Annotated in this window: 18 protein-coding genes; 9 read left to right on the top strand and 9 right to left on the bottom strand. The window is 41.7% G+C overall.

Annotated elements, in window-relative coordinates:
* Nucleotides 1–130 precede the first annotated feature (130 nt).
* The gene (locus tag A3K91_RS05200) at nucleotides 131–1,531 is read right to left on the bottom strand and encodes an acetyl-CoA C-acetyltransferase (protein ID WP_062844306.1); all 1,401 of its coding nucleotides are present in this window, start codon (nucleotides 1,529–1,531) and stop codon (nucleotides 131–133) included.
* A gap of 556 nt (nucleotides 1,532–2,087) precedes the next feature.
* On the opposite strand from A3K91_RS05200, the gene A3K91_RS05205 reads away from it, so the two are divergent.
* The 4 genes from A3K91_RS05205 (at nucleotide 2,088) to A3K91_RS05220 (ending at nucleotide 7,015) form a co-directional block, all read left to right on the top strand.
* Complete coding sequence (locus A3K91_RS05205; protein ID WP_062844307.1) at nucleotides 2,088–3,488, top strand: 3-oxoacyl-ACP reductase; 1,401 nt, start codon at nucleotides 2,088–2,090, stop codon at nucleotides 3,486–3,488.
* A 304-nt stretch (nucleotides 3,489–3,792) separates the two neighbouring features.
* Entirely contained in the window at nucleotides 3,793–4,710 is a 918-nt protein-coding gene (locus tag A3K91_RS05210) for a MaoC family dehydratase (protein ID WP_062844308.1), read from the top strand.
* Nucleotides 4,711–4,763: 53 nt separating this feature from the next.
* Complete coding sequence (locus tag A3K91_RS05215; protein ID WP_228139919.1) at nucleotides 4,764–5,420, top strand: protein tyrosine phosphatase family protein; 657 nt, start codon at nucleotides 4,764–4,766, stop codon at nucleotides 5,418–5,420.
* A 158-nt stretch (nucleotides 5,421–5,578) separates the two neighbouring features.
* Nucleotides 5,579–7,015: a serine hydrolase domain-containing protein gene (locus A3K91_RS05220; RefSeq protein ID WP_062844309.1), complete on the top strand. Its 1,437-nt coding sequence runs from the start codon at nucleotides 5,579–5,581 to the stop codon at nucleotides 7,013–7,015.
* Between the two features lie 23 nt (nucleotides 7,016–7,038).
* Here A3K91_RS05220 and A3K91_RS05225 read toward each other — a convergent pair whose 3' ends face one another.
* The 3 genes from A3K91_RS05225 to A3K91_RS05235 form a co-directional block, all read right to left on the bottom strand.
* Nucleotides 7,039–8,283, bottom strand: a complete 1,245-nt coding sequence (locus A3K91_RS05225; protein WP_062844310.1) for a cation:proton antiporter — start codon at nucleotides 8,281–8,283, stop codon at nucleotides 7,039–7,041.
* Nucleotides 8,284–8,584: 301 nt separating this feature from the next.
* Nucleotides 8,585–10,471: a dihydroxy-acid dehydratase gene (gene ilvD / locus A3K91_RS05230; RefSeq protein WP_062844311.1), complete on the bottom strand. Its 1,887-nt coding sequence runs from the start codon at nucleotides 10,469–10,471 to the stop codon at nucleotides 8,585–8,587.
* Between the two features lie 191 nt (nucleotides 10,472–10,662).
* Nucleotides 10,663–11,442, bottom strand: a complete 780-nt coding sequence (locus A3K91_RS05235; RefSeq protein WP_099046692.1) for a hypothetical protein — start codon at nucleotides 11,440–11,442, stop codon at nucleotides 10,663–10,665.
* A 218-nt stretch (nucleotides 11,443–11,660) separates the two neighbouring features.
* On the opposite strand from A3K91_RS05235, the gene A3K91_RS05240 reads away from it, so the two are divergent.
* From A3K91_RS05240 to dusB, 3 genes are all read left to right on the top strand, one after another.
* Nucleotides 11,661–12,101 carry an HIT family protein gene (locus tag A3K91_RS05240; RefSeq protein WP_062844313.1) on the top strand — a complete coding sequence of 147 codons (441 nt, stop codon included), beginning with the start codon at nucleotides 11,661–11,663 and terminating at the stop codon, nucleotides 12,099–12,101.
* A 278-nt stretch (nucleotides 12,102–12,379) separates the two neighbouring features.
* A complete protein-coding gene (locus A3K91_RS05245; RefSeq protein WP_062844314.1) occupies nucleotides 12,380–14,425 on the top strand; it encodes a BCCT family transporter in 2,046 nt (681 codons plus the stop codon).
* A gap of 119 nt (nucleotides 14,426–14,544) precedes the next feature.
* A complete protein-coding gene (gene dusB, locus A3K91_RS05250; RefSeq protein ID WP_084387270.1) occupies nucleotides 14,545–15,576 on the top strand; it encodes a tRNA dihydrouridine synthase DusB in 1,032 nt (343 codons plus the stop codon).
* Between the two features lie 19 nt (nucleotides 15,577–15,595).
* Here the strand turns inward: dusB and A3K91_RS05255 are convergent, their stop codons facing one another.
* Nucleotides 15,596–15,994, bottom strand: coding sequence for a DUF1622 domain-containing protein (locus A3K91_RS05255; RefSeq protein ID WP_062844315.1), 399 nt, complete (start codon nucleotides 15,992–15,994; stop codon nucleotides 15,596–15,598).
* A 184-nt stretch (nucleotides 15,995–16,178) separates the two neighbouring features.
* Between A3K91_RS05255 and A3K91_RS05260 the strand changes: the two genes are divergently transcribed.
* Nucleotides 16,179–17,066, top strand: a complete 888-nt coding sequence (locus A3K91_RS05260) for an SDR family NAD(P)-dependent oxidoreductase (RefSeq protein WP_062844316.1) — start codon at nucleotides 16,179–16,181, stop codon at nucleotides 17,064–17,066.
* 1,152 nt (nucleotides 17,067–18,218) lie between these two features.
* Here A3K91_RS05260 and A3K91_RS05275 read toward each other — a convergent pair.
* From A3K91_RS05275 to lipB, 4 genes are all read right to left on the bottom strand, one after another.
* Nucleotides 18,219–18,722 (bottom strand): hypothetical protein, encoded by a 504-nt coding sequence (locus A3K91_RS05275; protein WP_062844319.1) that lies wholly within the window; start codon nucleotides 18,720–18,722, stop codon nucleotides 18,219–18,221.
* A 225-nt stretch (nucleotides 18,723–18,947) separates the two neighbouring features.
* The gene (locus A3K91_RS05280; RefSeq protein WP_062844320.1) at nucleotides 18,948–19,415 is read right to left on the bottom strand and encodes a hypothetical protein; all 468 of its coding nucleotides are present in this window, start codon (nucleotides 19,413–19,415) and stop codon (nucleotides 18,948–18,950) included.
* A gap of 161 nt (nucleotides 19,416–19,576) precedes the next feature.
* The gene (locus A3K91_RS05285; protein WP_062844321.1) at nucleotides 19,577–20,107 is read right to left on the bottom strand and encodes an inorganic diphosphatase; all 531 of its coding nucleotides are present in this window, start codon (nucleotides 20,105–20,107) and stop codon (nucleotides 19,577–19,579) included.
* 200 nt (nucleotides 20,108–20,307) lie between these two features.
* Nucleotides 20,308–21,162 carry a lipoyl(octanoyl) transferase LipB gene (lipB, locus tag A3K91_RS05290; protein WP_062844322.1) on the bottom strand — a complete coding sequence of 285 codons (855 nt, stop codon included), beginning with the start codon at nucleotides 21,160–21,162 and terminating at the stop codon, nucleotides 20,308–20,310.
* 444 nt (nucleotides 21,163–21,606) lie between these two features.
* Between lipB and A3K91_RS05295 the strand changes: the two genes are divergently transcribed.
* The gene (locus A3K91_RS05295) at nucleotides 21,607–23,037 is read left to right on the top strand and encodes a coniferyl aldehyde dehydrogenase (protein ID WP_062845876.1); all 1,431 of its coding nucleotides are present in this window, start codon (nucleotides 21,607–21,609) and stop codon (nucleotides 23,035–23,037) included.
* Nucleotides 23,038–23,305: the final 268 nt, after the last annotated feature.

Here is a 23,305-nt window from a genome sequence, read left to right on the forward strand (position 1 = left end):
ACGTGGTTGAGCTCGATGGATATAGATGGATATATAAGCACAAAAAAACATCCTCTAATCAGCAGATTAAAGGATGTTTTAATATTTTGGCTTACGTTACTTTTTAATCAGTAACGAATGGCTGAAGGATCTATTTTTCTAGGATGCAAGTCACACCTTGACCACCTGCTGCACAGATAGAGATGAGCGCACGACCAGATCCTTTTTGGTCCAATAATTTTGCCGCAGTTGCTAAGATACGAGCGCCAGTGGCAGCAAATGGATGACCTGCTGCTAATGATGACCCATTTACATTAAGTTTGTTGCGATCAATAGCACCAAGTGGCGCGTCAAGACCTAAGCGCTCTTCGCAAAACTTCTGGTCTTCCCAAGCGGCAAGCGTTGACAATACTTGTGAAGCAAACGCTTCGTGAATCTCATAAAAGTCAAAATCTTGCAGTGTCAAGCCAGCACGCTCAAGCATACGTGGTACCGCATAAGCTGGTGCCATGAGTAAGCCTTCTGTGGTACCAGACTTACCAATGAAATCAACGGCTGCTGTTTCTTGGTGTACGATGTAAGCCAGTGGTTTTAGATTGTGCTCTTTTGCCCATTCATCAGTACCCAATAGTACACAAGAGGCACCATCGGTTAAGGGAGTAGAGTTGGCCGCTGTCATTGTTGGGTTGGCATTCTTTTTGCCAAACACAGGCTTTAGTTTGCCTAACTTTTCTAAAGTTGTGTCTGGACGCAAGTTATTATCACGCGTCAAACCTTTATATGGCGTGATTAAGTCATCAAAGAAGCCTTCATCATAAGCACGGGCAAGATTTTTATGGCTATTAAAAGCCAGCTCATCTTGTGCTTCACGACTGATATTCCATTCAAGTGTCGTAATGGCTTGATGCTCACCCATTGATAGACCTGTGCGCGGCTCGCCATTTTGTGGTGAGTCAATCAAGTCTTTTGGGTTTAGACCCATTAAGGCCTTTAGGCGTTGTTTATTGTCTTTTGCAGCACCTAACTTGATAAGGACTTTGCGTAAACCATCGCCAATGGCAATAGGTGCATCGGAGGTCGTATCAACACCACCTGTGATGGCTGAGTCAATCAGACCCAAGGCAATCTTATTGGCAGAAGCGAAAGTCGCTTGTAAACCTGTGCCACAAGCTTGTGAGATGTCGTAAGTTGGCGTATGCGGGCTGAGCGCTGTGTTCAATGTTGCTTCACGAGTAAGATTGATATCGCGGCTCAATTTCATGACAGCACCAGACACCACTTCACCCAGTACTTCATCTTGTAGGTTATAGCGCTCAATCAAACCGTCTAAAGCAGCCGTTAGCATGTCTGTATTACTAACATCAGCGTATGAACCGTTTGAGCGAGCAAACGGAATACGGTTGCCCCCTAAGATAGCCACTCGATTTTGCCCCGAGGCTAGTCCAGATTTACGACTTTTGGTTGCTGCTGGCTTTTGTTTTTTTTCATTACTGGCTTTTACAACAGTGCTTTCTACTACAGGACTATCGGCGTGATTGTTTTTATTACTCATTGTATTATCCTTAAGAGAGAAAAAGAGTGTTTAAAATAAAATACGGTTTAATCAGCAAAATAACAATAAGCAAATATTATCATTTATTACGTGATACAGCTGTTTATGATAAGGCGTTTTTATGACCTTACTGTATATCTTTGGCAAACCATATCAAACTCAGGCAAATTTAATAGGTGCTTAAAAAGTAATAATTAGACAGCTATTAGACTGATGAGTACTGATTACCAGCATTGCTTAACAGCGCTTTTGATAATATATTGTTATCTATTTTTTAATTATACATAACTTATAGGCTTGATTTTAGCATGATGTTATGCGCTTGATGATAGGAAAAGTAGCGTACTTGTATACTAGCTTGTTTACAGATTGTTGTAGACAGTCGCGATTTTTGGACTTGTCTATGATGAGAGTGTATAGTTAAGACGATTTGAGAGCCATTTATTCAATATCGATAATTATAAAAGCAGAGCGCCTATAGCATTAGGTAATTTAGTATTAGGCAATTTGCATTCTTTATTCATTATTCTCTAACCACTACTTATAGGATTATATTATGTCAGACCGTTACGGTGATTTTGTTCAGTCTTCTATTGGCAAAAAAGTTGCAAAGAACTTAGGCTTGCCTTTGCCAGTCACACTTGACCGTTTTGAGAGTGGTGAGCGTTTGGTCCGCGGTAGTGTTTTGGTGGGTCGCGCCAATGGTGAAGACAAAAGTGTCAGTGAATCAGTTGCACGCATCTTATCGGATGTGCATGCTGAGGTGTTCGTTAACAGTCATGACGATGTCAAAGACGCATTGGCTGATGCAAGTGTAGAAGCAAAAGCCAATACGGGCGGTGATGATAAATTTAAAGTATTGTTGTTTGATGCCAGTAATATTCGTAATTCGGATGAGCTCAAGCAAGTGTATGAGTTCTTTCATACTGTTGCACGCCGCGTAGAAACGTCAGGCCGAGCGATCGTTGTTGGTCGTCCACCTGAGCAGATTACAGATATCGAAACGGCATTGGCTCAGCGTGCGCTCGAAGGTTTTGTAAAATCGGTGGGTAAAGAGTTCAAACGCGGCATCACCGCACAGCTTATTTATGTAGAGGAAGGCGCTGAAAAGAATCTGGATTCAACGCTGCGCTTCTTTACTTCGGCACGCTCGTCTTATGTGTCAGGTCAAGTAGTACGCGTTAGCAAGGGGGATTCGGTTGAGGTTGATTGGACACAACCACTGGGCGGAAAAACCATGTTAGTTACTGGTGCAAGTCGCGGTATTGGTGAAGCGATTGCTCGTGTATTGGCACGTGAAGGCGCTCATGTTATTTGCTTAGATGTACCGCAGCAACAAGGTGACTTGCAAAAAGTAGCAAGTGAAATCAGTGGTTCTATTCTAACCGTTGATATCACCAGTGAAGATGCGGGTGCACAAATTGCAGATGCTGCGCAGAAACGTGGTGGCTTGGATTCAATCATTCATAATGCTGGTGTGACTCGTGATAAGACGCTTGCAAAAATGGATGAGAAAAAATGGGACATGGTCATCGATATCAATCTGGGGAGTGTGGCCAAATTAAACCGTTATCTATTAGATAACGATGTCTTAAAAGAAAATGCACGTATTGTCTGTGTATCATCAATCTCAGGTATTGCAGGTAATATGGGTCAAACCAATTACGCGACCTCTAAAGCGGGTGTTATTGGTTTGGTTGATGCGACTGCCAAACAATTAGAAAACAATGCAAAAGGTATGACCATCAATGCCGTGGCGCCAGGATTTATCGAAACACAAATGACAGAAGCCATTCCATTTGCTATTCGTGAAGCGGGTCGCCGCATGAACTCAATGAGCCAAGGCGGTCTACCAGTGGATGTCGCTGAGACGATTGCATGGTTGGCATCACCTGCGTCTGGTGGCCTGAATGGCAACACAGTGCGCGTCTGTGGTCAGAGCCTACTTGGGGCATAGCAGCCATTTTTATGCAGAGATAAGTGTTGTAAAGAGGTCGGTAAATATCTGATATAACCTGTAATTTTTTATTTACCTCACATATGCTTACGAAAAATTGCTAATAAAGCTGCCCAAGGGTGGCTTTTTTATGATAAAAACACAAGAACCATACGCCAGATCGTTTTTTGCTGCAATAGCCACTTGTACGATTGATTAAACGCAGGATTTGCTATTTTGCGCATCGATAGGCTTTAGTCAACGTATCTATAGTATCTTTACATGCACACAGAAAATTTGTTCAAGCCCCACTTAGGATTTATTTATGTCAGACAAACATTATGATGCGTTGCCAAAAGCGCATACTACCTACGCCAATATTGTAAAAAGTTTACTGCCTATGGGTAATAGCGGCAAAATTAGTAAAGATCAGCTGCCGCAAGCGACCTATCATGTCGATGATCTGCATATTGATCAAGAAAACTTAAACGATTACCGAAAGATTTGCGGTTTTGCTAACAATGGTAAAGTCCCTATTACGTATTTTTCTGTACTGTCTCAAGCGCTACAAATGAATATGATGGTCAAAGAACCGTTTCCGTTTGCTATGTTAGGCTTAGTACACGTTGACAATAGTGTTACCCAATATCGTCCTATCGGTGAGCGCGAAACAGTGGCGCTATCGGTGGCTTTTGATAATTTACGTGACCATGCTCAAGGTCAACAATTTGACTTTGTGACCACAGTCAAATCAGAAGATGAGGTGATTTGGGAAGGAACATCAACTTACCTATCACGCAGCAAAAAACCCAGTAGCAGCAAAGATAAAAAGAGTGCGCCACGTTCAGCAACGGTTAAGCCAATAGTTAAAGAGCAGGGCGTACATAGTATTTTTGAAGTGCCAGAAGATATCGGTCGTCGTTATGCATTTGTTTCAGGTGACTTTAACCTTATCCATTTACATCCGTTGTCAGCTCGTGCTTTTGGGTTCCCCAAAGCGATTGCGCATGGTATGTGGTCAAAGGCCAAATGTCTTGCTATGATGGATGAATTGCCTGATGCTTGTACCATTGATGTGTCATTTAAGCTGCCGATATTTTTGCCAGCTGAGGTTGAACTGATTGCTGATCCAGTCTCACAACTTGAGAGTGCAGAAGATAATTGCCAATTTGGATTGTACAGCTCAAAAAATGACAAACCGCATTTGGCTGGCACTGTTACCTTACAGAGTGGTAGTAAATAGCATAAGACAACTCTTATTTTATATAGCCATATTTAACGAACCAATTTATAACTATGACTTCACAAAATACCAGTCCAAAAGACACTAGCTCACAAGACATCAATTTACACGACAATGTTACAAGCAAAGATCAGCGAGATAGTTCAGTAGCCATTAATATAGCTGCTAATGACAACGTGACTAATAATAGTTCTACGAGTGAAAATGTGAGCAGCGACAGTTTGATCAATGACGATTATGTTCATAATGACGCTCCTGACAATGGCGTCGATCTTGCTTCTGTTATTGAGCCGTACTTTCGTCCCGATGCAAACACTGTCGTATGTGGTGCGCTTGACGAAGAAAAAGTAGCAGCGTTAGCAAAAGCGGGAATCGACGTAGTGATCAACTTGCAACCGGACGAAGAGTTAAGCTTTGATGAAGCCGCTGCAGTTGAGCGCGCAGGCATGGGTTACGAGCACTTACCAATTAGCAGTGCTGCCGATTTAAAGCAGCTCAAAATACTGGCGTTTGATAATATCTTGCGGCAACATCATGGCAAAAAAATAGCCGTACACTGCGGGTCTGGCAATCGAGTAGGGGCAGCGATTGCTTTGCGTGCGGGCTGGTTACGTGGTCGTAAGATGGATACAGCAATGGAACGTGGTCGTAGTCATGGCTTGACGAAACTTGAAGATGAGGTTTTTAAGCGTTTGCTTGTACCACGCTAAGCCAATACTTTATTCATATATCATCGTTTGATAATAAAAGGCGACCACTAGGTGGCCTTTTTTATGGGTAAATGTTTGATTTGTGTTTATCATAGGGCCGTTCAATCTCAAATGATAATATATTGTGTTTTATTTTATAAAAATGGAGCAAAGCCACCATGACTGACTACCACAAAGAGAACAATCAGAACGTGGATCAACAGATTAATTCAGAATTTCAGCAGCGCTTACAACAAATATTAACGGATTTGCAATTAGAAGATGGACCAGCAGGCGGCGTTGTGGTGGTCTATCAAGCGGGAAAGTGTATTGGCAAGGCAAGCACAGGTATGGCACGCTCGGATATGCTATGGCAGCCTGATACGTTGGCGATCAATTTTTCTACTGGTAAAGGGGTGCTGGCAACGCTGGTACATGTATTGGTTTCAAAACAATTGCTGAACTATGATGCGTTTATTGCTAGCTACTGGCCAGCATTTGCAGCAAATGGTAAAGAAAACATTACTTTGCGTAGTGTGCTATCGCATCAGGCAAATTTGTTCTCTATTCAAAGCATTGATGCCGATAGCGAAACAATGCTTGACTGGTCTGTTATGTTAGAAAAAGTGGCGGCTATGCCCATCACATCACCCACAAATGCAGCAGCTTATGATAGCGCTTATAGTGCCTTGGTCTACGGCTGGGTATTAGGCGGTGTAATAGAGGCTGTCACCAATATGTCGTTAGCCAAAGCGTTGATACATTACTTAACAGAGCCTTTGGGTATTGCAGACAGCTGCTATTTTGGCGTACCTGATAGCAAAGTAGAGCAGGTAGCAACGCTGGTTCAAGATTTTGATGCGTCAGAGAGTGAGGACGCGTTACTACGTCATAAACGTCACAATCGTAAGCCTGTTTTAAAACCTGATTCTTTAAGTACCTTACGCACTTATGAAAATCTACCCAGTTATTCGTGTTGGCGGCAGCAGGCTGTAGCCAATAAGAAGACCATGGATAATGAGAACACAGTAGACTCTGATGAGCATAATGAGTTGCCAAAACTAGACACAGCGCGTATCACTCGTCTGTACTTTGATACCAGTCAGCTCAATCTAAGAAACTACAAGGCAGCACTCATACCTGCCAGCAAACAACCGATTGACTATCACAAGCGTGAGACATTAAAAGCAGTCATTCCAGCTGCCAATGGTGTTGCCTCAGCAGATGCGCTAGCGACTATTTATGCCATGTTAGCAAATGGCGGTGAGTGGCAAGGACAGACGCTTATTGATCATAAAACCTTTCAGCAGCTCTCTACACCGCAAGTGACAGGTCCAGATGCCGTTATGCCAGCCTCGATGCAATGGCGCTTGGGCTATCATCGGTTGTTTACCTTGTGCACCCATGATAAAAGCGCTGACGAGGCACTCAAGCCTCAAATATCAGGGTTTGGGCACATGGGTTATAACGGCTCAGTTGCCTGGTGTGACCCCTCACGTCAATTGTCATTCGCTTTTATTCATAACTTCGATACCACCATGCTAAATGATATTCGTCAGTTCGCATTAACAGAAGCTGTGCTACTTTTGATCAATGAGACGCGCTTAGCCAGTTAACATGAGCTGATAATATTCATTTACTAGGTCTTGTTTGGTACCATTTTAAGTAGTCTGTTGGCACTAAGACCATGCATAAATATCGAAATTAAAATAACAATTGAACAGACGACCCATAGTTTGAGTGCATCTTCCTCGCCGAAAAATCCCTGATTGAGTGCATAAGCCAAATAGTACAGGGTACCAATACCACGGATACCCAGTGCTGAGATTGCATATTTTTCGGTACGAGGAAGCTTCAACCCTGAAAGAGCAATAAAACCACCAATCGGACGTATGAATAATAAGAAAGCAAAACTGACGATATATACACGCCACGTTAGCTCAACCCCAGATTGCAATCCTTGACCCAAAAATATCCCAAAAGTGACCAACACCAAAGTCATCAGCAGGCCTTCTGATTGCTCTGCAAAGTCGTGTAGCTTTTCATGATATGCGTGCTTGTGTTCTGAACGTCGGAAGGCAAATGCGGCGATAAACACAGCGATAAAACCATAACTATGAACGAATTCTGCTAGTCCATAAGCGACTAAGGTGAGAGCAATGACGACATAACCTTGTGAGATGGTTGTGTCTTTGGTATGTTTCGAGAATACCATTTTGGCCATAACCTTACCAACAATGATACCCGTCACCAATCCCGCACCAATTTTCCACAGTACGTCGTGCGTGAACCATTCCCAAAGCAGTTCACTGGTAATACCATTACCCTCACTAAATGCTTCCGCTATCTTTATGGCCAAATACACAAAAGGAAAGGCCAATCCATCATTCAACCCTGCTTCTGAGGTTAGCGCGAAACGTGGTGTGTCTTCACCGCCTGTATTGGGTGGACCTACTTGAATACTAGAGGCCAAAACAGGATCAGTAGGTGCTAACACTGCGCCGAGTAAGAGGGCAGCTCCTAAAGTAAGACCAAAGGCATAATAGCCTAATACCGCCATCGAAAAGATACCGATCGGCATGGTGATGAGCAAAAGGCGTGTCGTAGGACGCCACAATCGCCAACTTAAAGGAGTGTCAATTTTAATACCAGCGCTGACTAACGAAACAATCACCACAAACTCGGTGAGCTTCTCGATAATCACGCCATTATCAATAGGATCTAAAAAAGTAAGAGTGATCCAAAAATAGCCTACTATCACTCCTAAAGTGACTTGTAACATGGGTAATGAAATAGGGGTCTTTTTAAAAATAATAGGAAACAGGGCGCCGAATAAAAAGGCGACACCGCAGATTAATAAGAATAAGTTATAGTTTTCTATCATAAGGTTTTCATGCACCAGTATAGGATTTTTAAGACTTGCAAATGTACAAAATGAGCAACTGATAATGATTGGCTATTAAACGTAACGTGGATATATTTAGATAATTGAGGTGTCTGCCATAAGAAGTAGGAGACCTGCTTATCATGACGATAAATTGACTCAAATGTCGCAAAAAATCGTTATCAAAACGATTGCTGTGTTGTTTTTTGGTGAAAAAAAGCCTGCATAGTGCAGGCTTTACATACTTCTATAAGGATTTTCTAACAATTTATAAGGTAAGATTTATAAATAGCTGTTTGGCTTAACGCTCTACTTGGCTGACATCGCGTATTGCGCCAGTATCAGCACTGGTCGTCATGGCAGCGTAAGCACGCAGAGCAGGCGTAACATAACGTTCACGATTGACAGGCTTCCATGCATCGCGACCACGAGCCTCCATCACGTCACGACGAGCTGCTATCTCTGCATCACTTACTTGCATATTGATGGTACGGTTTGGAATGTCGATATGAATGGTATCGCCTTCTTCAACCAGACCAATAGCACCGCCTTCAGCAGCTTCTGGACTGGCATGGCCAATCGATAGACCTGAGGTACCACCAGAGAAACGACCATCTGTCAGTAGCGCACACTGCTTTCCTAACCCTTTTGATTTGAGATAGGTTGTTGGGTAGAGCATCTCTTGCATACCAGGACCGCCTTTTGGCCCCTCAAAACGAATGATGACCACATCACCGGCAACGATTTTGTCGTCTAAAACGGCAGCAACTGCATCGTCTTGGGACTCAAAAATACGCGCACGACCTGTGAAGGTTAAGATACTCTCGTCGACGCCAGCGGTTTTGACCACACAGCCACGCTCAGCGATATTGCCATACAGCACCGCAAGACCACCATCTTTTGAGTAAGCGTGTTTTGCGCTACGGATACAGCCGGATTCACGGTTGACATCCAGATTTGACCATTCTTTTGATTGTGAAAACGCTTCAGTGGTTCGTACACCGCCAGGTGCTGCCAGAAAGCGTGCGCGCGCCTCATGATTAGCAGGATTCATGATATCCCATTTATCAATCGCTTCTTTCATGGTATTACTATGGATGGTTGGCACATCCGTTTTTAGTAATCCAGCACGATCAAGCTCGGCCAGTAGTGCAAAGACACCGCCCGCACGATGCACATCTTCCATATGGTATTTTTGCGAAGCAGGGGCAACTTTTGCTAGACAAGGCACACCGCGGCTTAAACGGTCAATATCAGCCATTTTGAAATCGATTTCGGCTTCATTGGCAGCAGCAAGTAGATGCAATATCGTATTGGTTGAACCACCCATGGCGATGTCCAAACTCATGGCATTTTCAAAAGCCGCTTTGGTTGCAATAGAGCGGGGCAATACAGAGTCATCATCTTGCTCATAGCGACGTTTGGCTAGTGAGACAATGGTACGACCCGCTTCTAAAAACAGCTCGCGGCGCAGCGAATGGGTGGCAAGTAGTGAGCCGTTGCCTGGTAAGGCCAGTCCTAACGCTTCAGTCAAACAGTTCATTGAGTTGGCCGTGAACATACCAGAGCATGAACCACAAGTTGGACAGGCTGAAGCCTCAATAGCGGCCACATCTTCATCACTAATGCTGTCATCAGCCGCGTCCATCATTGCATCAACAAGGTCAAGTTTACGGATGGCACTACTGTCATCGCCATCGGTGTTGTGACTCTTACCAACGGTGCTGGCTAAAATCTTGCCCGCTTCCATCGGTCCGCCTGAAATAAATACCACTGGAATATTAAGACGCATCGCCGCCATCAGCATGCCGGGGGTGATTTTATCGCAGTTTGAGATACAAACAAGCGCATCGGCACAGTGTGCATTGACCATATATTCTACTGAATCAGCAATCAAGTCACGACTTGGCAATGAATACAACATGCCACTATGACCCATCGCAATACCATCATCGACAGCAATAGTATTAAACTCTTTTGCCACACCGCCGGCCTTCTCAATCTCACGTGCGACCATTTGACCAAGGTCTTTTAGATGTACGTGACCTGGTACAAACTGGGTGAATGAGTTGGCAATGGCAATAATTGGTTTGCCAAAGTCGCCATCAGTCATACCAGTTGCACGCCATAGTGCACGAGCACCTGCCATATTACGACCACCAGTAGAGGTTTTTGAGCGATAATCCATGTGAAATTCCTTACAAATAGGCGAGGTTTGTTAAAAGTGCTTCCTCAAGTGTGATGAGGATAGTTTGCTTTTTATAGAGAGTGAGGACTAGTGAATAATACTAAGTCAATACCATACCATTAGCTATGAATAAATAAAAATAGCTCAGTTATGGTAATGGTTTGAATGTAATCAAAAATACGTTAAAGACACTATTCAAGGCGCGCTAAAATAGCCTTATCAAACCAAGTCAGATCTGCTTTGTCCGCTTCTAGCTTCGCAATCGCTGCCAATGCATGAGCAGGTAAAAGCTGTTGATAATCACTTCTAGCATTAATGGTCAATAGCGATTCAGGCTGAGACTGTTGTTCATCGATACTCACTAACGTCTGTTTGTCATTTTTATAAAGAACATCAACACGACCAAAAAACTGCCAGTCTTTAAAAGCGGCAACAACGGCTTCTGCTTCGTTTTTAGTATATACCTGCTGGGTCTCTTTACCTGTATTGGTCCAATGCAAACGTACAGCTAATTGCAATGCCTCACTAAACACGACCAATGAGCCGATGATTTTTACATGCCAAGGATCAGACAAGGCATCTTTATTGATACCAATCAGCGTGGCGGCTTCATGAGTCGTCATAGGCGTATTAAACTGGGCAAGTAATGCAGGCGTTAGTGGATAGGCTGCCTTAATACTCTCATCTAAGCTATCGTAATGATACAAAAAGGGTAGTAGTAGATCTTGTGTGATTGTCTTTTTGGTGATTTTACAATTGTGTATTTGCCAGCTGATGGTTTTGTCAGTCAAGGCTTCTGCTAAGATGATAGCGTTAGGCTCAATAGTCTGTACACCGTTTTCGTTCTCAGTGCTACCATGTACAGAATTCGTCGGTACAACGTTTTCTGACAAAGATTTTGGCGCCAAATTATCAGCGTTTGTAGGAGTCTCATTCATATTTGATTGAGTGGGCAAAGTAGACGAATCCATAAGCATTGTGTTCTTAAAGTAGAGTAGTAATATAACATTTAAGGCACCTAGCTCGCTAATAAATTAGCGAACAACAGTGAGAATAGACTTTATCGCTTCTTTGAAGCACACTATCATATCTTGTACTGACATAACGTTTAGTCCACTATATTCAAGACCGTCCAATGACTCGAAAAGCCTACTGAATTATTTAACATCAAACTAATAAAGGAATAAATATGAGCCAAAATAATAAGCAAGTGACTTACGATGACAATAATATTTTTGCCAAAATGCTTAGTGGTGATATTCCCTATCATAAAGTCTATGAAGACGACAAAACCCTCGCCTTTATGGATATCATGCCACAAGCGGAAGGTCATGTACTGGTCATACCCAAGCAAAAGGCTGTTGATTTGGCAGATCTTGAGCCAGAATATGCCGCCGCCGTCTTGATGACTTGCAAAAAAGTGATGCAAGCACAGCGCCAAGTATTTGAGCGTGAAGGTATCATTCAGATGCAGCTAAATGGCACGCAAGCAGGGCAGACCGTTTTTCATTATCATGTGCATCTCATACCATCCAGTATTCATGAATTGGGTCGTCATGCTGTGACACAAGTAGAGAATGATCAACTGGCTGATATGGCTGAAAAGCTTGCTACGGCTATCGAAAGTTAATTGTATTCAGGCATATTATTAGCCTAATAATCAGTTTTTCTTATAATGAATCGAAAGGCAGCTGAATAGCTGTCTTTTTTATTGTTTGGTAATCATGATGTAATATTCCTTAAAGTATTGTTACAAAAGCAGTGATAATCTGGGGTTTTGGGACATACTATGATAAAAACTGTGCCACCTATATAAACTTTGCTCCATATTTAACATTATTTATTAGTGCTCACTTGAAGAAGGAGTTGCTACTTTTATTATTCATTTTTTGAGGGAATCATTTTTTCATGAATAAATTACCTCGCTCCACCATTTTGCTGCCAGTATTCGTACCCGCAGCTGCCATTATGCTATTGTTAGTGATTGGCACCGCTATTAATCCAGAAGCTGCTGGCGATTTATTTAGTACAGTTCTAGCATTTACCACCGATACTTTTGGTTGGTTTTATATGTTGGCAGTTGCTATCTTTTTACTGTTTATTATTGCCTTAGCGTTTTCGCCTTATGGCAGTATCAAACTTGGTCCTGACCATGCTGAAGCCGAATATAAGTTTCTTGAATGGTTTGCTATGCTGTTTTCTGCAGGGTATGGTATTGCCTTACTGTTTTATGGAGTAGCAGAGCCTGTATTACATTTTGCCAGTCCGCCGATATCTACACCGCAAACGATTGAAGCTGCAAAAGAAGCGATGCAAATTGCCTATTTTCATTGGGGTTTTCATATTTGGGCGATTTATGGCGTAGTAGGTTTGTCGTTGGCATATTTCTCTTTTCGTCACGGATTACCATTGTCCGTACGTTCAACCCTATATCCGCTCATTGGTGATAAAATTTATGGCCCTATCGGTCACACGGTAGATGTGTTTGCAATTTTGGGTACAATGTTCGGTATCGCCACCAGTTTAGGGCTCTCAGTAGCACAAATTAACGCTGGTCTAAATTATTTGCTACCAAATCTGGTGCCAGTGAGTACGACGGTGCAGGTCATCATTATTGCAGGTGTGACAGCAGCTGCTTTAGTATCTGTGTTAGCAGGTATGGATAAGGGCGTAAAGCGGTTGTCCATCTTAAACATGCTTTTAGCAACGGCATTGATGATATTCGTATTTATCGTTGGTCCATCGATATTTATTCTAAATGCTTTCATGGAAAATACGGGAAGCTATTTGGGTAATATTGTTGAGCGTACCTTTAGCTTGCAAGCTTATCAATCAAGCGATTGGATCGGTAGTTGGACATTGTTTATCTTTGCATGGACAATTGCATGGGCACCCTTCGTCGGTCTATTTATTGCCAAAATTAGCCGTGGCCGTACTATTCGTGAGTTTGTGCTTGGTGTAATGCTGGTACCAACGTTCTTTACATTTTTCTGGTTTGCCGTCTTTGGTGATACTGCTCTACATATGATCATGGTCGATGGCTATACGTCATTGATTGATGAAGTACAAAATAACCAAGCAATCGCTTTGTTCAAATTATTAGAGAATCTACCATTTACGCAGATCGTTTCTTCGTTGACGGTTCTTTTGATTATTACCTTCTTTGTAACGTCGTCGGATTCAGGATCATTAGTCATTGATTCGCTGGCGGCAGGTGGACGTAGTGACACACCATGGTGGCAACGTTCGTTTTGGGTTCTAACTGAAGGTGCAGTTGCTGCGGTTTTATTGATAGCGGGCGGTTTAAGCGCCTTACAAACAGCAGCGATTGTTAGCGCGCTACCGTTTGCCATTATTATACTGATCTCAACATTTGGTATGTGGCGAGCGTTACGGATTGAAGGACATCGCAATCAAAGTTTGGCCAATGACAATCATTTGCCGCCTCATTTGCTTAAACTCGACGCATGGCGTGATCGTATCGACTACATGACCAATCAGCCAACGCGCGAGAAAGTGCTGAATTATATCAAAGGCACAGTCTTAACATCGATGAATGAAGTGGCAGAGAAGTTTGCAGAAACAGGTTGGCTACCTGATGTCAATTATGATGAAATCAATAATCGTGCTGTGCTGGAGTTAAGACGTGGTGATAATGTCGAATTCTGGTATGAGGTTCGTTTGTCTGAGTATGATGTGCCCAATTATTATATAGATGATAAGGCAGATGGTGTGCCACAAGAGCATCATTATCGTGCTGAGGTGTATCTGCGCCGAGGCGGTCAAACTTATGATTTGTATGGTTATCAATCGGAATCTATCATCAATGACATCATTGATCAGTTCGAAAAATATCTTCACTTCTTAAACATGGCACCTGATAGTCTGCCATGGCGCATGCAAGAGCATGATGAAGATATAACGTTAGAACAGGGCAGTGTGTTTGATAAATAAAGACTTATTGTTAAAAATTTAGTGTCCATCGATGCAAGTTATTCACGTGAATAGCTTGCATTATATGTACGATTCCTTAGAATAACGGCTTGTCCCTCTCGTGATACAAGCCGTTTTTTATGTCTAATAACTCTTCTGTTGTATCTCCGTCTTCATCTGCTACTGATCATCCATTATTACAGCCATTAAATATCGGTGGTTTGACGATTGAAAATCGTCTTATGGTTGCACCCATGGCAGGCGTCACAGACAATCCTTTTCGCCGATTGTGTAAATCATTTGGTGCAGGCCATGCAGTCAGCGAGATGATCATCGCTGATACGGCGCTCTATGCACGCAAAAAATCTTTATATCGCGCCAATTTTGATAATGAGATAGCTCCCATTTCTGCACAGATAGCAGGAGCCGAGCCAGATAAACTGGCTGAAGCTGCCCGTTATCAGATTGATAATGGTGCACAAATTATCGATATCAATATGGGCTGTCCTGCCAAAAAAGTCTGCCGTAGACTGGCAGGCTCAGCGCTCCTACAAGACGAAGATTTGGTTGCCCGTTTGTTAGATGCGGCGGTAAATGCAGTCGATGCTCCCGTGACATTAAAGACACGATTGGGTTTTGAAAATGGACGAGAAAATATTTTACGAGTGGCTAAACGGGCAGAGCAAGCGGGAATTGCAGCGATTGCTATCCATGGGCGTACGCGTGAAGACATGTACACGGGTGAAGCGCGTTATGAGCTGATTCGTGAAGTTAAAGAAAGCATCGGCATTCCTGTGATTGCCAATGGAGACATTGATAGTGCGCAAAAAGCGCAGCGAGTCTATGAGTTGACAGGTTGTGATGCTGTGATGATTGGACGTGCAGCGCAAGGGCAGCCGTGGTTATTTCGGGATATCGCACATTTTTTGCAGACAGGTGAAAATTTGGAAGCACCTAGTGTGAGCGACATCAAAGAAATTGTGCTGGCACATTTACAAGAACTATATGATTTTTACGGTGAATACTCGGGTTGCCGGATAGCACGTAAGCATATCGCTTGGTACACAACCGGTATTCCAAACTCCAATGCCTTTAGACAGGCAATGTATGGTGAAGAGAGTACCGCTGGTCAGTTTCAGGTGGTTGAAGATTTTTTACACGCGCATGAGTAATCAAACGTTGGTGAAGAGATTAAGGGCTGTCATGTTTGATTGCATGACTTGCCTCTGAGTTGCTTTCGGGTACGGTTTTTTCCTTTTGCCACGGAAAACGACCTTCGAGCTCGACTTGTAAAGACAGACTCAAAAACGTTCGAATGAGTACGATAAAACCCAATACAAGAATACTGCGTAAAGTGGGTTCTGTGACAACAGTGGCCATAATGTCAGCAGCAATCAGTACCTCTAATCCTAGCAGAATTGACTTACCAACCGTCTGCCTAACTTCGATATAAGTATCATGATTAAATCCATGAGTTGAAAAAATACCTCGATAAAAAGCCAGAAATAGTCCAAAAAACATAATCAAGACACCAATAACCTCGACGATTTTGGCCACCAGATCAATATAGTAGGTAAGGTCTTCAAGCAAGGCATATACTCCTCATTAATAGTAAGCAAAAACCGAATGCACAAAAAAACTCACACAGTTTTATGTGCGTTTGAAATAGTCAAATTAACTGGCTGAGCTGGTTGTTTTATTCACTTTATCATATACTTTTTTGCTATGCTGTAATTGAACATACATAGGCACAGGACAACAAAAAGGACTTTTTATGGCTAATCCCTCTAAGAAAAAAATTACCAAAACCGTTAAAGGTAAAAATATTATCATTACAGGTGCCTCAAGCGGTATCGGTGAGCGTACTGCCTTTTTGCTTAGTGAATGCGGTGCTCATGTGATTTTGCTGGCTCGAACTGAAGATAAGCTAAAAACGGTCAAAGAAAATATCGAAACACTTGGTGGAAAGGCCAGCTATTATCCATGCGATCTCACTAACATGGACGATATTGAGAGAACCAGTAAAAAGATTCTTGAAGATTTTAAGCATGTGGATGTATTGGTAAATAATGCTGGACGCTCTATTCGTCGCTCAGTACATGAGTCTGTCAATCGCTTTCATGATTTTGAGCGCACCATGGATATTAACTATTTTGGTGCTGTTAAAATTATTCTTGGTTTTTTGCCCACTATGATTGGTCGCCAAACGGGTCAAATTGTCAACATCTCATCCATTGGCGTACTGGCAAACAGTCCTCGTTTTGCCGCATACGTTGCATCGAAGTCAGCACTAGATGCATTTAGTCGCTGTTTGGCGGCCGAAGTCAAAGGCGATAATATCAAAGTGACCAATATTTTTATGCCATTGGTACGTACGCCAATGATTGCACCAACCAAATTGTATCGTTATATGCCAGCATTAATGCCTGATGAAGCGGCAATGATGGTCGCAAAAGCCATTGTGCATAAACCCAACAGTATTGCCAGTAATATGGGTAAGTTTGCCTCAGCCAGCTATTCTTTGATGCCAGCATTTAACGTCGGTGTGCAGTCAATTGGCTATCGTATCTTTCCAAGTTCAACAGCAGCGCAGACAACTGACAGTAAGCCAAACTTGGCGCAGCGCGCCTTTGCTAGAATCCTTCCAGGTGAGCATCACTAAAATAATGTTGTTATTAGTCCTGACATAAAAAAGGATACGACGGTATCCTTTTTTAATTCCTTACCTATTTATATTAATGCTCGTATAGTATAAATGGGTAGGGCGTTGGTAGCATTTTTCTCTTAGTGGCTTATCTAGATCAAAATCTATCCAAAACCTATTTAATATAACGTCCGTTATGGGAACATATTCCATTTGCCATACAGGTAGCGAAGCATTGGCTACATAATTAGCATTCTTTCGTCTATCATCCTAAATTATACGAAATTAATTGACCACAGACTTTGATCATAGGAAAGAAAATGTCGTTCTTTTATCCTAAAGATGTAGATTTTATGGAGATGTTTGGATGCGAGAGTCATATAGATAATGATGGTTTGCTAGAGTCCACATTCATTGATACACAAAATAAAAAATGGTTTTTTCTATCAGTGATATGCAGAACTCAATATCTGCTTATGTATATCAAGATGAAGCAGTAATATTTAAGATATATGAAGAAGGAGCGATGAGGGTCATGATATATGAAAATCAGATCATTATAGAATATCTGAATTATCAGGATTTATACGCTAAAAGACTGACTATTATTGATGTGTATCCAATATTTAAAATTGACCACTGTACTCTGATAGACAAGGATATGAGCCAACTAAACTAAATGCCTTACAGGTATTTTTATATTAAGATATATCTACACCGAACCAATCAGGCTCCCTTACTGGTTCGGTTCCCTAGTGAGGACTTGAACACAGAACCTAAATTATTGATATTAAATTTTTTTATATTGATGGTCGCTATCAATGTACTTGTGAGTGTAATTAATGTGATTAACTCGAAGGTTTTTCTGACTTGATTCATTCTTTTATTATCCTTAAAGCTACTTACTAGACAGAATGTAAAATCACTAGATAGCCTTGATAAAGAACATATAGCCCAACACCAAAAGCTAAAAATAGTATAGCTATCAAGCACAATAGGATTATCTTGCTACTTTTTTTCATTTTATTTCTCAAATCCTAGCTAAGGCTTTTTATATCTGTTTTGACGTTCAATATCATGGCGAGGGTGTGTTGTTCTTCACGTCCAACTTTAGGTAGTGGATAGATGCGCTCAATCTTGCGCTTATCTCATAAAATCGTGTTCGGTGCGCTATACAGGCATCGATCTGCCAGATATAACTTCAACGTATATAGGCTGAGCATATAATTCAAGGCTATTGATATCATGCACTACTTCATCGTTCCTACTCTTGTGAAAAGTAAAAGTTGCAAACCTCCCAACCTCATCATCTTGAAAACCTATTGTTATATTAACGCTCTCTAAAGGAAAGTCTATAAGCCATTTTTTCTTGAATTTGTTAGAAAATATGATGGACTGGATTAACGGGTCTTGGTCTGTAAAATCTTCTATATGAAACCTATTAGTAGAAACTTCATAACCCGAAAAATCAGTAAATTGTCTTTCAATCTTATGTTTTTCAATTGAACAGCGAGCATAGCTTGAAGGGAATATTTTTTCTAGAAAAACGCAGTCACCTATCGGTAAAAACCCTTCTTTTAAGATAAGGTCTAACTCCTTATCTAATTTGCCTTCTCGTATTTCACTTTCATTAATATCTAAAAACTCTTTCATCAGTAGATTGGTGTAAATCATAGCTTTGCCCTAAATGTCCTATTAATCCAGTGTAGATAATATGAATCATATAAACATTACCAGTAAATCTTTTTTGTACTCATTGATTTAAAGTAAGGATCATAAACCAGGGTATACCCCAAGGGAACTTTCAAAACAGGGCTCTTAATCAATTAATAGACCACTTAAAGTAGACCGCTATATTGGAACTACTTAAAACAGATTGGAAAACCTAAGAGATCCTAATTACCCAAACACCCGCCATAATATCCAAAACATACCCAGCATAATCACCGCAATGACCAGTACTCTTTTTAGCCAATAAGGTATCAGTGGTTTTTTATAGCCCAAATCTTTGAGCCGAGTGTCAACGCCTGTTTGCAATGTTTGAAAGTCTTGATGTGACTTGGTAGTTTTGACGCGATTTTTTACTAATGGGTCTTCATCCTCATCAGGTTCTTGTTCTCTATCAAAGCTAATAGCGTGATTAGAGATGCCTTGTTTGTTGGCAATGGTATTGAGTTTTTGCTGCTGCTGTACTTTTAGCTGGGTTTCGTAGGCATCAATTCGTACCTTGGCCTCATCCATACTGATGTTTTCATCGGCTGCCAATGTCTTAATGGCCATGACTAGGTTGTTTTTTTCGATCATCATGATAACCGCTTTTGGCAGTTTTTTACTGGCTGATTTGGAGCTGGGATCAGGATTGAACATGATTTTCCTTATAGCAGCGTGCAATAGGGGTAAAGAGAATGTTTTATTATAACCATTTTATATAAGTAACGTTCAAGCAAAAAAATACCGCAGTCACGATAGTGACGGCGGTATTTGAATCGTATTTATCTGTACGAGCATAAATATCAATCTTGGATAGATTATAGATCTTTCCAGCGCTGGATAGATTCTTTGATGACTTCTTTGGCTTCTTCTACGTCGCCCCAAGATTCAACCACAGTGGTACCTGCTTTTTTCAAGTCTTTATAGTGGCTGAAATGGAACTCTAATTGGTTGATAAGTTGTTTTGGCAGATCGGCTAGGCTGTTATATGCATTACCAGTATCACGGTCGTCGGCTGGTACCACAACGATTTTGTCATCCACTTCGCCATCATCAACGAACTTCATCACACCAATGACTTTGGCTTTTAGGAAGATGCCAGTCGGTAGAGGTTGTTCAGTCAAAATCAACGCATCAAGCTCATCACCATCTTCGTCAAGCGTTTGCGGGATAAAACCATAGTTACAAGGCTTAGCAAAAATCTGTGGGTCAATACGATCAAGCTCAAATACCGCCAATTCGCGATTCCACTCAATTTTATGGCTGCTACCAGTTGGGATTTCTACTACTACATTGATGATGCCGCCATCTACGTCGCCTGCATCTAGAATTTTATTAAAATCTGCCATGAAGTACTCCAATTTTCTTTTGTTTTAAGTGTTTGAATAATGAAAAGGGTTTATCAGCGAACGCGATAATACTATCTACATAATATGGTCGCTGCCCCTTATTTTTGTTCCGCTTGCGATTATAACAAGTTTGTTTCAAGTTTTCTCATAATGCTTAAGTCTAAGCGTGCAAGATATTATGCAAAAATGGACTCAAAGAGTTATTTTGGTGCAATTGCCCGTAATTCAATTAGGCCAGCATGACGCTTAGCAATATTATCAATGAGCTTTTGTGTGACTTGGTCGTAGCTCAATGAAGAGCGATTTTGCTCATTATTTTGGCTGTCACATGCATGCCCCTGAGCATCGCGATGCATGGACACAAAATCTGATAGACGCAACATTTGCATGCCCGCGTATCCGCAAGGATTGATCGCATTGAATGCCGACAAATCACAATCTAAATTGATTGCAATACCATGATAACTAAAGCCATGTTTAATTTTAAAGCCTAATGATGCCATTTTTCCCAGCATAATCTTATCATCGGGAGAGAATGTCGTAGACGCATCACTAGTCACCTGATTGGATATATCAGCATACAAGTAAACACCAGGCGCATCACGGCGAGAATGCGCACTGATATGAGTATTATCATCATTGATACTGTTCGAAGACGACGACGCCAAACATTCATTGATGACGTCTTCGATGGCTTGTTCAGCGTGAGAAACCAGATTACGCACACTCCAGTTCAAACTGTCCAAATCAAACAACCAGTAAATAACCAGTTGCCCATGACCATGCCAAGTTACTTGTCCACCGCGATCGGTTTTGATAATTGGTGTATCAGTACGCTGCAAGATATGCTCTTCTTTACCTGCTTGTCCAAGCGTATATACATCATTATGGTCTACAATCCATAATTCGTCAGGCGTACGCGTCCCTTGCTGTTTTTTTAAATCGATACGCGCGAGGGTACGTGATAGCATGGCATCGAGCGTCGGTACATAGTCAGCTGCTAAGATGGATTTACTAATCAGTGTGTCATTGAGTTGCTGTATTGGGTTTTGCATGAGAATGAAGGTCTTATTATTGTCAGATTTAGAAGTATGAATTACCGATATTCAGTGTAGCAGTTTTAAAGAGCAACGCCCAAAAATATCTCTTATCAGGTTATTTTTGATACTGTAAATGCGTATAGAATAATTGGAACAAAAGAGTGTAGTATCATTGGCTTATATACTGAGTGAATACTTGTTTGTCACAAACGCAGCAGTCAGTTTAATGTGCTGTTCATTGAGTATTCGATGCGCTACATTGAAGTATAATGAATAGGATCTCGGTAATATTGATAGGTTCAGAGGTTATCACTGATGGGGTGTTTTAACTTGGATAGTCCCTAGAAATAGGGCGTCTCTTACCCAATATAACGTATCAATGCCAATATATAACAAGGAAGATAAATGATTAGTACCGACCAAACAAGCCATGATCAGACATCGACCAATACTGATCTGATGCAGTACCAAGTGCCCGAAGTGCCGAGTATTGCCAAGACAATTGATGAGATGCACGCGCAATTTTCTCACTTAAAAACATTGAGTCGTACGCAGCCGATCAACGATTGGGTCACTCGTGAGACGCAACTCGACAATTTAGAAATCATGCTGAGCGACAATCAAGCAAGTTTTGCTAAAGCGATCAGCGCCGATTTTGGCTATCGTAGTGAATCAGAAACCCAGTTTGCCGAGTTATTTCCGAGCTTTACTGGAATCAGCCATGCCAAAAAACATGGCAAAAAATGGATGAAAGCGCAACGTGCGCCTATTTCAGCGTTATATAGACCTGCTCATAATGAGATTCAGCCGCAGCCATTGGGCGTGGTCGGTATCATGGTGCCGTGGAATTATCCATTATTTTTGGCAATAGGACCCATGATTGATGCGCTCACCGCAGGCAATCGCATCATGATTAAAATGAGTGAAGCTGCGCCGCAATTTGCCCAGACATTTGCGGATACGATTGCGCGTTATTTTTCATCAGACATGATTTGTGTGGTGTTGGGTGAGGTTGATATCGCTGCGGCGTTTAGTGAGCTGCCTTTTGACCATCTGCTTTATACAGGCTCTACAGCGGTCGGCAAAAAAGTGATGGCAGCAGCAGCACCTAATCTAACGCCAGTGACCCTTGAGCTTGGTGGTAAGTCACCTGTGATCGTCTTTGAGGATGCCAATTTGGAGGCGGTCGTCAATCGTGTGATGATGGGCAAAACCTTGAATGCTGGTCAAACTTGTATTGCACCAGATTATGTGTTGGTCCCGCGTCAGTATCACGAAACGTTTATCAGTTTAGCAAAAGAATGGATGGCGAAGCACTATCCCAATATTGAACATAACCCAGATTATTCTCGTATCATCAATGGTGCTCAGTTTAAGCGAGTCAAAGGCTATTTAAATGCGTTACCGAGTACTGAGATACATCCGCTGACGTCGGTTGAGGCAAATATTGAAACGCGTCTGATGCCGCCTGTTATCGTGAGCGAGCCTTCGTCTGATAGCGATGTGATGCAAGAAGAGATTTTTGCACCGATTTTGCCGCTCGTTCATTACGAAACGCTAGATGATGCCATTCAGTTTGTCAATTCACGCCCACGACCTCTGGCCCTATATGTCTTTGGTGAGAACCATAACGACATAGAAAAAGTACGCAATAATACTGTGTCTGGCGGTCTATGTATTAATGAGGTGATTATGCATGTGGCGCAGCATGACTTGCCGTTTGGCGGGGTTGGAGATTCTGGTACGGGTTCTTATCATGGCAAAGCTGGGTTTGAGCGTTTAAGCCATATGAAGCCTATCTTTGTACAAACCAAGCTTAATGGTTTGAACCTGTTGTTGCCTCCTTATGGTGGGTTATTCAAAAAAGCGATGGCGCTGTTTTTGAAGTAGCTGTTTTTAAGGTAACTGCTCCTTAAGCAACCGTCAAAACGACGATGATAAAGTAGCCATATCCAATCCATGGATCCATACACAATAGCATCTACGCAAGTCGGTGCTATTTTTTTTGTCAAAAATTCTATATTTACGAGCCACGACAGTTGATAATGAGTGTTCTATAAGTGTTACAGATCAAAATATGACCTTAACAACCAGTGAATAAGTATTTATTATCAACGTTATAAATCGCTAAATTTTGTCGATAAGCTTAAACAGTGTA

The organism is Psychrobacter alimentarius, from assembly GCF_001606025.1.
Taxonomy (GTDB): domain Bacteria; phylum Pseudomonadota; class Gammaproteobacteria; order Pseudomonadales; family Moraxellaceae; genus Psychrobacter; species Psychrobacter alimentarius.

Bases quoted from the DNA above. Each gene is read 5' to 3' on its own strand.
- A3K91_RS05280 (WP_062844320.1), bottom strand. From the start codon at position 19,415: ATGTTCAATCCTGATCCCAGCTCCAAATCAGCCAGTAAAAAACTGCCA.
- A3K91_RS05205 (WP_062844307.1), top strand. From the start codon at position 2,088: ATGTCAGACCGTTACGGTGATTTTGTTCAGTCTTCTATTGGCAAAAAA.
- A3K91_RS05210 (WP_062844308.1), top strand. From the start codon at position 3,793: ATGTCAGACAAACATTATGATGCGTTGCCAAAAGCGCATACTACCTAC.
- A3K91_RS05240 (WP_062844313.1), top strand. From the start codon at position 11,661: ATGAGCCAAAATAATAAGCAAGTGACTTACGATGACAATAATATTTTT.
- lipB (WP_062844322.1), bottom strand. From the start codon at position 21,162: ATGCAAAACCCAATACAGCAACTCAATGACACACTGATTAGTAAATCC.
- A3K91_RS05245 (WP_062844314.1), top strand. From the start codon at position 12,380: ATGAATAAATTACCTCGCTCCACCATTTTGCTGCCAGTATTCGTACCC.
- dusB (WP_084387270.1), top strand. From the start codon at position 14,545: ATGTCTAATAACTCTTCTGTTGTATCTCCGTCTTCATCTGCTACTGAT.
- A3K91_RS05285 (WP_062844321.1), bottom strand. From the start codon at position 20,107: ATGGCAGATTTTAATAAAATTCTAGATGCAGGCGACGTAGATGGCGGC.
- A3K91_RS05260 (WP_062844316.1), top strand. From the start codon at position 16,179: ATGGCTAATCCCTCTAAGAAAAAAATTACCAAAACCGTTAAAGGTAAA.
- A3K91_RS05220 (WP_062844309.1), top strand. From the start codon at position 5,579: ATGACTGACTACCACAAAGAGAACAATCAGAACGTGGATCAACAGATT.
- A3K91_RS05200 (WP_062844306.1), bottom strand. From the start codon at position 1,531: ATGAGTAATAAAAACAATCACGCCGATAGTCCTGTAGTAGAAAGCACT.
- A3K91_RS05235 (WP_099046692.1), bottom strand. From the start codon at position 11,442: ATGGATTCGTCTACTTTGCCCACTCAATCAAATATGAATGAGACTCCT.
- A3K91_RS05215 (WP_228139919.1), top strand. From the start codon at position 4,764: ATGACTTCACAAAATACCAGTCCAAAAGACACTAGCTCACAAGACATC.
- ilvD (WP_062844311.1), bottom strand. From the start codon at position 10,471: ATGGATTATCGCTCAAAAACCTCTACTGGTGGTCGTAATATGGCAGGT.
- A3K91_RS05275 (WP_062844319.1), bottom strand. From the start codon at position 18,722: ATGATTTACACCAATCTACTGATGAAAGAGTTTTTAGATATTAATGAA.
- A3K91_RS05295 (WP_062845876.1), top strand. From the start codon at position 21,607: ATGCAGTACCAAGTGCCCGAAGTGCCGAGTATTGCCAAGACAATTGAT.
- A3K91_RS05225 (WP_062844310.1), bottom strand. From the start codon at position 8,283: ATGATAGAAAACTATAACTTATTCTTATTAATCTGCGGTGTCGCCTTT.